Origin of the sequence: Actinomadura sp. CNU-125 (assembly GCF_001942465.1) — a bacterium.
In the GTDB taxonomy this organism is placed as follows: Bacteria; Actinomycetota; Actinomycetes; order Streptosporangiales; family Streptosporangiaceae; genus Spirillospora.
In genome coordinates, this window is the sequence record NZ_MKJY01000597.1 from 1 (window position 1) to 13221 (window position 13221).

Genomic DNA, 13221 nt, shown 5'->3' on the forward strand with positions numbered 1-13221 from the left:
CAGGGCCTCACCGGCACGCCGCAGCCCAACCCCGCTCCCCTGCGCATCGCCCGCCTCTTCGACTCCCTCGACGCCTCCGGCGCCCCGATCGTCCAGCGCCCGCCCGTCCCGATCGAAGACCGCGAACCACTCCTGCGCTACCTCGAACAGGCACCCATGGTCCTGGCCGCCCGCGGCCACGACACCGACATCATCGACCCCGCCCACCCCGAACGCGTCCCCCTCAGCTACCACACCGACGGCACCTGGATCTGGCCCGGCGCCACCGCCTACTACCTGCGCAACCACAACATCCCACCCGAACCCGGCCTCGTCGGCCACGCCCGCGGCAGCCTCTTCGCCATCCCCGACGTCGACGAAGAAACCCGCGCAGAAGCCGTCACCGCCGTCAACGAACGCGCCTGACCGCACCCTCGCCTCTGCGAACAGGCCTTTAATACGGTGAGAGCGTGACCGACCACGAACCGGCGAACATCCCCTATGCCCGTCGCACGGACGGCCCGGTGCGCTACCACCCCATCGTGCGCAACGGGGAGACCGTCGGGTACCTGTGGGCATCGGTGGACGACAACGCCGCATCCTGCCTGCGGCGGCTGGCAAAGGAGGAAGAAAGCCTCCACGCCTACCGCTTTTGGGACGAGCGTCTGAAGGCGTGCAAGGCGCAAGGGCTGACTCCGCTGCAGGCGCTGCGTCGCTGGGCAGGCGAGAGCAGCGGCGGCGAGCACGGGAGACTGGACGCACCGGAGCGCGAGGCATCGACAGCGGACGACGCGGCGTCGTACATGCATCGAGCCGCCGCCGGCGACGACGGGTTCAATTCGAGCGTGCCCTGGCGCAGAGCGCTACGCGCCGCGCTGGAATATGGAATGACGCCTTTGCAAGCGCTCCACCATGCGGTCGGCACACCAGAAGACGTCCGCGCCGGTGGGATACCCGCCGACACGCCTGTCAGCGAAGCACCGTCACTCGCCGCGCTGCGAAGCATCGCACAAGCCTGACCCTTGGTCACGCCCACGAGCAGGGAAATATGAAACACCGACTTGCCACCGAGGAGCGGGCGTGGCCACAAACTATCCAGAATACTATCTTTATGAAGAAATCCCGATAGTCTTCATTGAACCACCCGACGGCGGATTGGACTGTCTGGCACTTTCCGATACCACCGGCAGTTTCGAACGGGACATGCGCTTCGTTTACAAGATCCGCTTTGGAACGACTGCGGACATTCAGGAACTAGATCGCACGGAGTTCATTCAGCACGTCGAGAAATATCGCGCCGAGCATCTCCGTGGCGAGGGTCCCGTATTCGCACTCTACGAAACGATCGAAGCACTCGAGGCGAATGCCCGAAGCCAGCGGAAGCCACTCGGCGACGCGGAGGCGGCAGTGGTACGGACACTCCGCTTCGAATCGCACGAACTCTTCGAGAAGTCGCTGCGAGAGAAGAGCCTGACCGGCACGCCCGATGCTCCGGGCGACTCTCCGGACTGAGCGCCCACGGGCAGCTGAGCACCTGCGCAATCAGAACGTCCCAGCCTGGCCCGACCACGACTTCGGTAGCCTACGTTCCGGCTTACGTAAGGGCTCGCTCCTGAGTTCGCTCCCGAACCGTCCAATGGAGATTCACCATGGTTGCCGCCATCGTCGGCGCTGAGACTCTTCCGCCGGTTCCGCAGGACGAGCATGACCTCGCGGGCTTGCTCTATCCCGAGAGCGCCTGGATGTTCGTCTGGGGCCGTCGGCTGCTGCGGGACGTCGTCGGGGAACGGGTGTCTCGCTTCCTGATCGGGCGGTTGGACGCAGGCTGCTGGTCGGTGCTGTGCCGGGACGCGGCTTGGCTGGCCGTTCGGTGCGCCGATGATGTGTCGCCTGCGGCTCCGGTTCACGTCGTTTCTTCCGAATCCGCCCAGGACGCCCTCGCTTACGCGGCGGCGGGCCTGATGGCGGACGAAGGCGTTGCGGTCACGAGTCACCTGCTGCAAGATCTCGGTCTCCTTCGGCACGAACCGGACGATCTCGGCTTCCGCCGATGGACACTGACCGAGCAGGGAGCGGCCATGGCGTCTGTGTCGCAGCGCGACGGACACGCCCGTTACGGCGACGGCGCCCTCTCCTTGAACCGCGCACTGGGTCGCATCGTGAGTTACGTGGTGCTTCCAGCAGACTCGGCGGCGGGTGGCGGACCGTCCCTGAAACTCCATGACGTTCTTACTGCCCTGGCCCTGCACCATCTTCCCGATGACTTCGGTGTAAGCACCGGCGAGGAACTTCCGAAGGGGAAGATGTTGAAGGGGTACGGGAGCACGGACGAGCGGTATCTGTTCACGCTCGATACACCGTTCGAGCGCATGAGGCTGGCGGGCAACGTGGAACAGTATGCACGCCACCTGTACGTCCTTCGGCATCCCTTGCGGACGTATCCCGGGTTTCCGGTCAACGCGACGACTGTTCCGATGTCGGGGACGGAGCGGATGCGCGAGCCATCGACCGGAGGCCGGGGTTACCTCCTGCCGAACTCGATCGCGAGCCTCCTCGGCACGGGCGACCTCTTCGAAGTGTCCCCTTGGGAGGGCGGTCGGCTGCTGAAGAACGGCACGGCGCTTCGATGACCGGAGGCAACGCTTTGCAGACCGCCGAGGAAGAACTCCTCAACGAGATCGCGTCGCTGCTCGTTCACATCATGCCCGGTTGCTGGGAACTCGCGCGCTTCACCTATCAGGCCGTCGGAACGTGCGAGCAGGTTTCGATCGGGGGTGGGCTGGCAGATGAAGAACGGCTGGGCATGCACAACGAGGCCACGCCCAGCGACATGAATGTCGCCGAGGAACTCGTCCCGCTGTCCGGCGTGTACGACCTCCTACGCGACCTGCGCGCCCGCATGTACGACGAGCGGCGTGGAACGTGGACGCGAATGAGCTTTGACGTGCGTTGCGGGGCCGCGGGCGCCGCACCGTCCGGCGGGGACCTTCCGCGGTGGCGCGTCTCCTTCCGCTATCCCGGTGAGATGGATTGGCAGGAGGGCGATTCGTGGGAGGAAGTCACCACTCCCGCCGACGCCTACGAGGAACTGCGAACGTTCCCTCGCGACGCGCGCTACGTCCCAGAGTGGCTCGGCCGGCTCGCGGCGCTGCACGTCGCGGCGCTCGAATTCGACATCGACGCGCTGGAACGCTCGCCGCAGGACGAACGTGAACTGGTCGCAATGCTGCCGTACGGCCTCGACGGCCTCTTCTTCGCGGCCCGCGAGATGCTGCGAGACCTGCTGCCGAACGGGGGCGCCGAGCGGTTCCTAGTAGGCCGGACGGGTGAAGGGTGCCGGTCGGTGATCCACGCGGCACCGTCCTGGCTCGAGGTACACAGGGAGGACGGGGCGACGGAAGTCCGCGCGTTCGCCGATGCGAGGGCCGCCGTCGCGGCCGCGCTCGGCGCCGTCCTGGCCGAGGGCGACGTCGAGGTCAACTCTTCGGTCCTGGCTTCGGCCGACCTCATCTTTCTCGAAGAAGTTCCGCGTAAGAACGTCTGCGCCTGGATGCTCACCCCTCATCCGCGCAGCGGCTACCGGCAGGCGCAGCGGTCTCTCAGTACCGAACGGCCGAGCAGCGGCGAGGCTCGGCAGCACCGGTACATCTCCATGTCAGGGCTCCACAATCGGCCCGGCGGGTATTTCGTGTGCCGCCCCGGGTCGCCGCCCGTCCAGGGCGAGTTCGTGAGCACACGGCAGGTGTTCGAGTGGTGCGCCGGGCAACGGCTACCCAAGGCCAAACCGCCACCGGAGAACGTAGCCGAGAGGTCTGCCTTCCCCCGCGAAACACTTCCCGTTGGCATGGAGTTGGACTCCTACGGCGACACGGCGCAGGAGTTCCTCTTCACGATCGGCACTCCATTCTCCAGGCGCGGCCTACCCGGCGTTTCGAGCGAATACGCTTACCGCGTCTACCGGGTGCAACGCCCCTTCGCGGTCTCGCCCGGCCTTTTCACCGCTACCCCGATCTTCCCGACCGGCGAGGGGGAACCCTCCGAGAGCACCCCCGGCTCTCACGGTTTCCACCTCGGCCGTCCGATCTCCGACCTGCTCGACTCGGGAGAGCTGGTCGAGATCGCCGCACCCGGCGGCGAGCCCGTCACCGCCAGAGATCACGACTGACGCGACACGAGGTATCCGTCCTGATGACCACGCCGACGTTCGTCGTCCCGCCCGTCCATGAGCCACGCCCTTACGACCCGGAGTCGTATGGTCTGGTCACCGAGCAGTTGAGAGAGCGCTGATCGCGTTGGCGCCGGACGACTGGCGGCGCATCGACCTCAAGGTCCGCATGACCGTCGGGGCGTGTGCCCTCGACCTGACCATACTGCGGAAGAGCGGGGGCTTTCCGCTGAGGGAACTGACTCCCGACATCGTTGAATTCTGCGCCGAGCTCAGGTCATCGATGTACCGGCCGGAGGAAGGAACCTGGTTCGGCATGCGGTTCATGATGGACCCGCCTGACACGTTCTGGGTCAATTACAACCGCAAGTACAACCCGCTGTGGAATCCGCCGCTGTCCGGCGAAGATTGGGCACAGGATCTGGCTGTCTTCCCACGGGGCGACGAGCACATCCCCGGATGGCTCCGCGACTGTTTCCGGCAGCCGGGTGCCGAGACGCCCACCCGCCCGTCTCCATAGGTGGGAGCCTCCGTGCGGTTCGCGGTTGCGGCATCCTGGGGCGGACGTGTTCGCGGACCCGAGGAGTGACAGTTGCCTGGCGGAGAGGAGACGACGGTCAGCGCCGAGCGGGATCTGGTGGCCGACCTGGCGCCCGAGAGTCCGTTGCTGCTCGCGTGGGCGCGGCTGCGGCTTCGCGAGATCGTGCAGGGACGTGCCGGGCGGCTCTTGGCCGGGCGTAGAGCGGACGGGTGCTGGTCGGTCCTGCGGGACGGGTCCGGCTGGCTGTCGGCTCCCGGGGTCGGCGAACCGGTGCGGTTCGGCTCGGCGCGGGAGGCGGTCGCGGACGCGATGGCGGGCGTCATGGTCGACGCCGACGTTCGGCTCAACAGCGACCTGCTGGAGATCGCCGGACTCCTCGCCGAGGTGCCCCTCCGCGAGGAACCCTGGCAGCTCTGGCGGCTCACCGATGCGGGACGGGCGATGGCGGACGACCCGAACCGCTCGCCGGACGGCCCCGGCATCGTCCTCGACGAACTGGACGGGCACCCCATCGGCTACTTCGTGTGCGTCCCACGCCCGCGGCCCGAGCACCAGTCCGGGGGATTCATCACGGTACGCGAGGTCTTCGCGTTGGCGGCCGCTGCGATGCTCCCGCCTGAACCACCGGACGGGACGAGCGCGAGCGTGATCCTGCCGGAAGGCACCGAGCTGCACGGCTCCGGGGACCTGGACCAGGTGTTCCTCTTCGAGCCCGGCACTCCGTTCTCCTGGCAGGGCCTGGTCCGCGGCGGGTACCGCGACCCCGTTCCGGATGTGTACCGCGTGCAGCATCCGCTCCAGGTCTACCCCGGCTTCCCTACGGCGCACGCGACCTTTCCCGAGTCGGGCATCGGGCCAGGGTCGTCCCCGCCCACCGATAAGGGGCGCGGTTATTACCTGGTCGATTCGATTTCCGCGCTACTGCGCGCAGGGCATCTCGCTCGAACTCCGGCACCGTCCGGCCGGGTCCGGATCACGTTCGAGGAGGCGCGGTGAGTCCGATGGAGCGAAGCGAAGAAGACCGGTACCTGCAGGACATCGCGACGCTGCTCGTCCACCTCACGCCGGGCGCCTGGGAGAAGGTCTCGCTCGTATACGGGGCCATCGGCACGTCCTTCGAGCGGGCGCTGCTGCGTGGCACTCTCGCCAATCGCCGTTTTCTGAAGAAGGACGCATCGACTACGGCGGGCGCTTTCCTGTCTGCGGAGAAACTGCTTCCGGAATCCGGGATCTATCCCCTCCTTCGACAACTCCGCACCGGGATGTTCGAGGAGGGCAGGGGAACCTGGATTTACATCCATCTCGACGTTCACTGCTCCCGCACAAATAACCCCGAAGAGTTTCTGTGGGGCGTCACCTATAAGTATTTCGACGAATACCCACAGTTCGAAGACGGGAAGTGGATGCAGGGCGTCCCGGCGTCGGCCTTCGCGGAGGAGCTGCGGCTGTTCCCCCGCCCGCTGCGGCACGTTCCCGGGTGGGCGGCGCGGCTCGCCGAGGTGAACGCCACCGCCGAGGGGTTCGACCCGGTCGAGGTGGCGCACGCCCCGCAGGACGAGACGCGCCTGGCGGCCGCGCTGCCCCCGGGCCTGGACGCCTTGTTCGACCGCACACGCGCGACCCTGACGGCCCTCGCGCCCGGCCACGAGGACCGGTTCCAGGTGGGCCGCCTGGTCGAAGGGTGCTGGTCGGTACTGCACCATCCGCCCGCCTGGATCGCGACCCGGTACCAGGACGGACGGTGCGTGCACCTGCGGGCGTTCGCCGACCCCCGGGACGCGGTGCGGCACGCGGCGGCCGAGGTGATCGCCGACGCGGGCGCGGCCGTCGACGCCGCCGTCCTGCGGGCGGCGGGCATCGTGGCGCGGACGACCGAGCGGCGGGGCGACATCGACGCGTGGGCGCTCTCGTCGAAGGGCGGTCAGCTGACCAAGTGGGCGCGCGGAGAAGTGCGTCCGACGGGCGCCGATGCCGACCGTCGCCGCTATGTCGATCTGCAGAAGATGCACGGTCGCCCCGGCGGCTACTTCGTCCTCCCCGCAGGTCCGCCCCCGGAAAAGGGCGAGTTCCTCAGCACCCACGAGGTCTTCGCGCACTACCTCGACGAGACACTGCCCAAGGCACAAGTCGCGGCACCGGAGCCCGAGGAGCCCGCCCGCGAGATCCTTCCCGTCGGCATGGAGTTGGACGCCCACGGCGGCACCGAACGGCCATTCCTGTTCGCCATCGGAACCCCCTTCCCCCAACGCGGCCTCTACGGCACTCCGGACGCCTACGCCTACCGCGTCTATCGTGTCGTGAAAGAGATCGAGGCATATCCGGGTCTGTTCGCCGACGCCCCGATCTTCCCGACCGGACGGCCGGAGCCCGTGCCGGACGGCGAGGGCCGCGGCTTCTACCTCGTCCATTCCATCGACGACCTGGTCCGCTCCGGTCATCTCGTGCGGATCGCCGAACCCGGCGGCGAGCCGATCACCGAAACCGAAACCGGAACGTGAAACCGAAAGACGCGCCTGGCACGTCGGCACGGCGTGACACGTACGGGCATTAGACTTGCCCGTCCAGGAAAGGAGCAGCGACGCGATGAGCGAGCCCCCCGCCGAGGTTCCGGTGCCGCGGCAGCAGCCGCAGCCGTACGACCAGCAGCGTCACGAGGAGCTCGTGCAGCGGCTGGGCCGGGTTTTGCTGCAGGTCACGCCCGAGGGCTGGCGGCGGATCGATCTGAAGATCCTCATGCTGGCCGGTGTCTGCGACCTGCGGCTGACCGTCCTGCTGAAGGACGGCTCCACCCCGATGGTCGACCCGCCCCGCGACTGCACCCTGATCGCCGGGGAACTGCGTTCCATGATGTACCGACCGGACGAGGGCACCTGGTTCGGCATGCGGTTCATGATGGACCCTCCGAGCGCCTACTGGATCAGCTTCAACGGCGACTTCGACCCGCTGTGGGACCCGCCCGTCCCCGCCGAGGCGTGGGCTCAGGACCTGGCGGTCTTCCCCCGCACCGCCGAACACGTTCCCGGCTGGCTCCGCGACGGCTCCAGGCGCCGGCGGCGGCCCCGGGCAACGGCTGAGCAGCGCAGTTTCCCCCTCGGACGTACGGAAAGAGGTTGGTCGTGAGCGAGAACGGGTCGCTGAACCCGGTGGAGCAGAACGAACTGCTCCAGAAGATCACCCTGCTGCTGACGCACACGCTGCCGCCCGGCTGGGGAGAATGCCAGGTCGTGCACCGTTCCCTCGGTTCGCACAGCGAAACCGTCGGGCAGCTCCGCCGGGTCACCGGCCCCGGTCTCCCCTCCCCCTTCGACGACTTCCCGGACGAACTGGGCGCGCTCTTCGAGGAGCTGCGGGCGGGCATGTACGCCCCCGGGCTCGGCACGTGGTTCGCGGCGAGGTTCAAGCTCACGTTCCCGTTCACCTACGAGGTCCGCTACGACCGCGAGGACGAGCCGCGCTGGCTGACGCCCCCGCCGCCCCGGGCGTTCCAGGACGAACTGGCGCGTTTCCCCCGCGCCCCCGAGCACACTCCCGAGTGGCTGGGCGAACGCCCCGCGCGGGAGATGCCCATCGCGAAGCCGTTCGACGGCACCGCACCGGACGGACGTCCCCAGGTGCGGCGTCCCGAGGTGCCGGCCGGTGAACGGGACGCGATGCTGAACTACCTGACCAGGGCCCCCATCGTGCTCGCCGCCCGCGGCTTCGACAACGATCTCCTCGACCCCGGCCGGGCGAAGGACGTCCCGCTGACGTACCACACCGACGGCACGTGGATCTGGCCCGGCGCCGTCGGCTACTACCTGCGCGCGCACGGCGTCCCGCCGGAGCCCGCCCTGGCCGACCACATCCGCGCGAGCGGCTTCCAGGTGCCCGAGGTGCCGGAGAACGCCCGTTCCGCCGCCGTCTCCACGATCACCGGATCCTGAGGAGGTTTTGATGAGCAACGTTCCTCCCCCCGGCGGCCAGGGCGGCCCTTTCCCGGGCGGCCCCGCACCGGCCCCGTTCCGCGATCCGTACGAGAGCGGCCCGTACCGTCCGGTGACCCGCGATCCGCTCGTCTACTTCCACGTGATGCTGAACGGCGACCACGTCGGTTACCTGTGGGCCGGGACGGACGACCGTTCCGCGGGCTTCCTGCGTCGAGGGGAGTCGTTCGAGGGCGCCGTCGAGCTCTCGGTGTTCTGGTCGCAGCGCCTCCAGGAGGCGAGCTGGAAGAAACTGCCCTCCCGCGACGCGGTCCGGCAGTGGGTCGGACGGCCCGACGACCCGGTCGGCGGCGGCATCCCCGCGGACGCGACCGAGCGGACCGCCGCGAACTACGACGAACTTCGCAAGATCCAGGACCCCGACTACCAGCCGTCCCCCGGCGATTCGATCCTCTACGGGGAACTCCCCGACGGCACGCCCCTGGACCGCTCGAAGGGCTGGGGGCCGCTGAGCCTCCAGGTGCCCGCCACCTACGGCCTCACCACGGACGGGCCGGTCCGGCACCTGCCGGTCGTCCGCGACGACGGGCTCGTCCTCGGCTACCTGTGGGCCGCCGTCCAGGACGACGCCGCCCGGTTCCTCCCCCGTGACGACGCCGCCGCCGTCGGCGCGCGGCCGCGAGCCCCTGGGTCCTGCGCCTCCGCGACCTGCACGCCGAAGGCGTCCCGGCGCTCGACGCCCTCGAACGCTGCCGCGCGTTCCCCGCGGACCCCACCGCCGGACACGTCCGTCCGGACGCGCGCGCGCAGGAATCCGCGAGCCTCGACGAGCTTCGGCGCTACGCGTCCGTCTACGGGCAGTCGCTCCGCCTCGCCGAGAACCCGATCCCCGGCGACCCCGAGCTCGCCGCCCGCCCCGCCCTGGACCCGCAGGAGCGCGACGCGGTGCTGAACTACCTGCGCGGGGGCCAGGCCGTCTACGACAGCGGCCAGTTCTTCAAGGACGGCTTCGACCCCGCCCGGCCCGCGCAGGTCCCCGACGACTACGTCACCGACGGCACGTGGGTTTGGCGCGGCGGCACCGCGTACCACCTCGAACACCACGGCATCGCGCCCGAGCCCGACCTGCTCCGGCACATCCGCGACAACGGTTTCCGGCTCCCTCCGCTCGGCCCGGACGAGCGCGAGCGCGGCAAGCAGACGCTCCGCCTGCACCGCCTGCTCGTCCCCCCGCCCTCGTTCAGGTAACCCCGCGGCAGAAAGGCCGGCGGATCACTTGACGGCATTTCTCCTCGACCGAACGAAATAGACGCTCAAGATCATCCCGCCGGTGAAACCGATGACCGCGGCGACCGTGGTGACGATCGTCGCCAGCGTGCCGTTCCAAGGCAATCCGTAGGCCAGGAGGAAAACACCGATCCCGGCATTGCCCACGGCGGCGAACTGCATGCCGTCCCACGCGTCTCCACCTCGGGAACGGCGCACGCAGATTCCCAGCGCCACGACCGCGAGAAGGACGAGCGCGGCACCGACGACGACCACGAAAATCTCCACGAACGACACTCTCTCAGACGGCCGCGACGGCCTCGGCCGACGCGGTGTTAATCTTTCGGCGTTGCACAGAACGGCACAGGCGGTTGGGGGCGTTGGTTGTCCGAGGATTCTCGTCCGCAATTCGTGGCCCCGGATCAGGAACTGGACGGTTCCGAACGTTCGGCCGACGCTCCACAGGAGCCCGTCGCCCCGGAAGCGGTGCCCGACGTCACGGAACGTCCGAGCGCCCCACGAAGGCGCCTCTGGTGGCTGTCCGGCGGACTGGCCGCCGTCCTCGCCGCCACCGCAGCGACGGTCCTGATCGCGACGTCCGGCGAAGAATCCCCCGCGCAGGAACAGTACGCGTCGTTCCCGGAACTGTGCACCTCGATCACCGATGGAGCCTTCGGGAAGTACATGCCGAACGCCGCCACGGCCGCCGAGCCCTCGACCGAGAAGACCGCACCGGGGACCCTGTACACGACGTGCGAGTGGTCGGAGCCGGTGACGCGGGACGGGGCCGAGACCGTCACGTCGCGCAGGCTGCGGGTCTCCGCTCGGATGCACGGCGGGGAGACGGGATCGCCGCCGCCACGAGCGAGTACGACACCGAGTGGAGCGGCGCCAAATCGATGGCGGGCACGGACGACAGTTCCATGGGGTCGCTCCACGCCGAGGCGCCCAACGTCGTGGCGGGACTCGGCGACCACGCCTTCACCCACCACCGAACCCTGAAGAGCGGCCTCGGGAACACCGGCACGGTCACGGCCACCGTCCGGCTTCGGAACGTGGTCGTCACCGTCGACTATCGCGGTTCCACCTTCCCGCTGGACGCCGACGGCTCACCGGACCTCGGCGAGTCCTCGCCGCTCGACGAGGAGACGGCCCGGGCGGGAGCGGTCGCACTGGCCCGGGACACCGCAACCGCGTTCACGTCCTGCACCGACTGCCTCGGCGACGGCGAGTAACGCTCTCCGAGCCCCTGAGCCTTCAGGCCGGATAGCCCCAGGCTGCGCAAATGGGCTTGAGCTGCTCCGGAACCTGCCGCGTCACGTCGACGGCTGGCTGGATTACCCCGGATCGAATCTTCTCCATCCAGTCGCCCAACCCGGGTTCAAAGGACTCGGTACCCGACCTGCCGTAGTCGAGCATGTTCTCCTCCCACGGCACGTCCAGGAAATCGCAGATTCCTTTGACCACGGCCGCGGGCTCCCGCGTCAGTTCCTCGTAGCGCACCGTCAAACCGGGGAGTTCGCGCCGCGCCTCCTCCAGCGCGTCCGTGTACCGGACGATGTCGTCGATTCGCTGTTCCTCGTCGTAGTAGGGGCGCGCGACACGCCATGACCGCAGGAGCGCGCCCGGATGCCGCAGCAGGAAGACGAACCTGGCGTCCGGCCAGCATTCGACGATCTCGTCACGGATGAACAGGTCGTTCGGCGACTTGTTCACCAGGTACGGCTTCCCGCTGCGTTCGACGATCTCCGACAACAGCGCGTCCCAGAGCAGGAATCGCAATTCGCGCCCGGTGTGGCCGAACACGTCCATCGACCGTGCGACCTGCCGGGACTTGAACTCGACCGCGATGTCCCCGAGGTGAGTCTCGTGCGGGGCATGGAGCTGCGAATGCCCGTTCAAGATCGCACGCAGGAGGGTCGATCCCGACCGCACGGAGGAAAGGACGAACGTGGGCCGGGTCAGTCGACGACTCGCGACCACGCTCGTCAGTTCCCGGGAGGCGGACTGAACGGTCCCGTGGATCCCGACGGATTGGACGGACCGGGCGGAGGCTGCGAGGGCTGCTGCTGAACCGGTGGCTGCTGCTGAGCCGGAGGCTGGAAGGACTGCTGGTACGGCGACTGCTGAGGCCCTCCGCCGGGCGGCTGCATCATCGGCATCGGAGGCGTGCCGGACGTCTTCTTCCCGCGACGCCGCAACATGAGCAAGCAGACCACGACGACGACCAGCAGCACCACGATGCCGCCCACGGCGAGCGGCAGGAGCATGCCGGAGCCTTCGTCGCTCTCGGACTCCGCACCTGCGGGCGCGGCGGCGCCCTTCTCCTTCTCGCCACCGCCCGCGGCCATGACCTTGTCCAGCCGCTCATAGACCGGGTTCGGGGCGTCCTTGGCCACGTCCTGCTTCAGAGCACGCGGAATGCTGATCACGCCGTACCCGACGAGATTGTCCTTGCCGGGAGGACCGAAGTCCTTCGCGGTATTGGTGAGGCGCTGCACGATCTCCCGCGCGGGCATCTTCGGGAAGTGGCTCCGCATGAGCGCGATGGCCCCGGAGGTCAGCGCCGAAGCCTGACTCGTTCCCGCGCCGGACGAGAAGACGTGACCGGTCTTGCCGATGGCGCCGACACCGGCTCCGGGAGCACCGACCGTTATGTAGTTCTGCTCCTGCGTGTGCTCCCAGGGCTTGCCGTCCCGTGCCAGTGCGCCGACGGCCACGACGCCGGGGCAGGAGGCCGGATAGGCCGGCTTGTTGTAGAAGTCCCCCGAGTTACCAGCCCCCGCGACGATCACCACGTCTTTCTGGGCGGCATATTTGATCGCATCAAGCAGTTCAGGAGGACAGAAGTTCGGATAACTTTCGGCGTTCTCACTTCCCTGGGAGATGTTGACAACATTCGCGCCATGATCCACTGCGTAACGAACCGACTCGCCGGTCTGTTTGCCGGATACCGAAGAGGCAATCGGCAGAATTTTAGATTCAGGCGCGATGCCGACAAAGCCGCTAGAAGTTCCCCGAGAAGCGATCAGACTGGCCATGGCCGTGCCATGGCCATCATTGTGCTGGTCGGTGTCTTTCCGACCATCGCCGCCGCCGCCTTTGAAGTTGATACCAGGGAGAACCGCGCTGCGAAGGTCGGGGAGGCTGGCGTTGACTCCAGTGTCGATGACGGCAACTGTCACGCCATTGCCCTTGGTCAGAGGCCAAACCTCCTTCTCGATCGACCAGGAATCGAACCACCACTGGTTCGGACCGGGTCCGGGGGTGGCATGCGCGGGGACGGCCGGAGCCAACGCCATTCCCACCGCCGACATCGCCGCCGCTGCCCGAAGCGACCATCGCAT

General features: G+C 68.2%; 15 protein-coding genes and 1 pseudogene. 13 read left to right on the forward strand and 3 right to left on the reverse strand.

The genetic code is table 11. The features are described 5' to 3' along the window. The 12 genes and pseudogenes from BJF79_RS56875 to BJF79_RS48955 form a co-directional block, all read left to right on the forward strand. Nucleotides 1-405, forward strand: a pseudogene (locus BJF79_RS56875) (hypothetical protein); the annotation flags it as partial. Nucleotides 406-449: 44 nt separating this feature from the next. Beyond that, entirely contained in the window at nt 450-998 is a 549-nt protein-coding gene (locus BJF79_RS48905) for a hypothetical protein (RefSeq protein WP_143221021.1), read from the forward strand. Nucleotides 999-1059: 61 nt separating this feature from the next. Next, entirely contained in the window at nt 1060-1491 is a 432-nt protein-coding gene (locus BJF79_RS48910) for a hypothetical protein (RefSeq protein ID WP_143221022.1), read from the forward strand. A gap of 137 nt (nt 1492-1628) precedes the next feature. Then, nucleotides 1629-2609, forward strand: coding sequence for a hypothetical protein (locus BJF79_RS48915; protein WP_075907400.1), 981 nt, complete (start codon nt 1629-1631; stop codon nt 2607-2609). Further along, nucleotides 2606-4144: a TNT domain-containing protein gene (locus tag BJF79_RS48920; RefSeq protein WP_075907401.1), complete on the forward strand. Its 1539-nt coding sequence runs from the start codon at nt 2606-2608 to the stop codon at nt 4142-4144. Before BJF79_RS48915 ends, BJF79_RS48920 begins: the two co-directional genes overlap by 4 nt. 127 nt (nt 4145-4271) lie before the next feature. Continuing rightward, the gene (locus tag BJF79_RS48925) at nt 4272-4664 is read left to right on the forward strand and encodes a hypothetical protein (protein ID WP_083734835.1); all 393 of its coding nucleotides are present in this window, start codon (nt 4272-4274) and stop codon (nt 4662-4664) included. A gap of 72 nt (nt 4665-4736) precedes the next feature. After that, on the forward strand, nt 4737-5681 hold the full coding sequence (locus BJF79_RS48930) for a hypothetical protein (protein ID WP_075907403.1): 945 nt from the start codon (nt 4737-4739) through the stop codon (nt 5679-5681). Nucleotides 5682-5686: 5 nt separating this feature from the next. Next, nucleotides 5687-7183 (forward strand): TNT domain-containing protein, encoded by a 1497-nt coding sequence (locus BJF79_RS48935; RefSeq protein ID WP_075907404.1) that lies wholly within the window; start codon nt 5687-5689, stop codon nt 7181-7183. Between the two features lie 85 nt (nt 7184-7268). Then, a complete protein-coding gene (locus BJF79_RS48940) occupies nt 7269-7805 on the forward strand; it encodes a hypothetical protein (RefSeq protein WP_075907405.1) in 537 nt (178 codons plus the stop codon). Then, complete coding sequence (locus BJF79_RS48945; RefSeq protein WP_083734836.1) at nt 7802-8608, forward strand: hypothetical protein; 807 nt, start codon at nt 7802-7804, stop codon at nt 8606-8608. The genes BJF79_RS48940 and BJF79_RS48945 overlap by 4 nt, the downstream gene beginning before the upstream one ends. 10 nt (nt 8609-8618) lie before the next feature. After that, nucleotides 8619-9560 carry a hypothetical protein gene (locus BJF79_RS48950; protein ID WP_075907407.1) on the forward strand — a complete coding sequence of 314 codons (942 nt, stop codon included), beginning with the start codon at nt 8619-8621 and terminating at the stop codon, nt 9558-9560. Continuing rightward, nucleotides 9554-9856: a hypothetical protein gene (locus BJF79_RS48955; RefSeq protein ID WP_075907408.1), complete on the forward strand. Its 303-nt coding sequence runs from the start codon at nt 9554-9556 to the stop codon at nt 9854-9856. Before BJF79_RS48950 ends, BJF79_RS48955 begins: the two co-directional genes overlap by 7 nt. A 24-nt stretch (nt 9857-9880) precedes the next feature. Here the strand turns inward: BJF79_RS48955 and BJF79_RS48960 are convergent, their stop codons facing one another. Next, the gene (locus BJF79_RS48960; protein ID WP_143221023.1) at nt 9881-10162 is read right to left on the reverse strand and encodes a hypothetical protein; all 282 of its coding nucleotides are present in this window, start codon (nt 10160-10162) and stop codon (nt 9881-9883) included. Between the two features lie 635 nt (nt 10163-10797). Here BJF79_RS48960 and BJF79_RS48970 point away from each other — a divergent pair. Next, nucleotides 10798-11109 (forward strand): hypothetical protein, encoded by a 312-nt coding sequence (locus BJF79_RS48970; protein ID WP_075907411.1) that lies wholly within the window; start codon nt 10798-10800, stop codon nt 11107-11109. A 22-nt stretch (nt 11110-11131) separates the two neighbouring features. On the opposite strand, the gene BJF79_RS48975 is transcribed toward BJF79_RS48970, so the two are convergent. Continuing rightward, nucleotides 11132-11857 carry a sulfotransferase family protein gene (locus BJF79_RS48975; protein WP_262403696.1) on the reverse strand — a complete coding sequence of 242 codons (726 nt, stop codon included), beginning with the start codon at nt 11855-11857 and terminating at the stop codon, nt 11132-11134. A 5-nt stretch (nt 11858-11862) separates the two neighbouring features. After that, nucleotides 11863-13176, reverse strand: coding sequence for a S8 family serine peptidase (locus BJF79_RS48980; protein ID WP_262403700.1), 1314 nt, complete (start codon nt 13174-13176; stop codon nt 11863-11865). Nucleotides 13177-13221: the final 45 nt, after the last annotated feature.

Coding starts and splice junctions, on each gene's coding strand:
- BJF79_RS48920 (WP_075907401.1), top strand. CDS start 2,606: ATGACCGGAGGCAACGCTTTGCAGACCGCCGAGGAAGAACTCCTCAAC.
- BJF79_RS48940 (WP_075907405.1), top strand. CDS start 7,269: ATGAGCGAGCCCCCCGCCGAGGTTCCGGTGCCGCGGCAGCAGCCGCAG.
- BJF79_RS48950 (WP_075907407.1), top strand. CDS start 8,619: ATGAGCAACGTTCCTCCCCCCGGCGGCCAGGGCGGCCCTTTCCCGGGC.
- BJF79_RS48970 (WP_075907411.1), top strand. CDS start 10,798: ATGGGGTCGCTCCACGCCGAGGCGCCCAACGTCGTGGCGGGACTCGGC.
- BJF79_RS48915 (WP_075907400.1), top strand. CDS start 1,629: ATGGTTGCCGCCATCGTCGGCGCTGAGACTCTTCCGCCGGTTCCGCAG.
- BJF79_RS48980 (WP_262403700.1), bottom strand. CDS start 13,176: ATGGCGTTGGCTCCGGCCGTCCCCGCGCATGCCACCCCCGGACCCGGT.
- BJF79_RS48935 (WP_075907404.1), top strand. CDS start 5,687: ATGGAGCGAAGCGAAGAAGACCGGTACCTGCAGGACATCGCGACGCTG.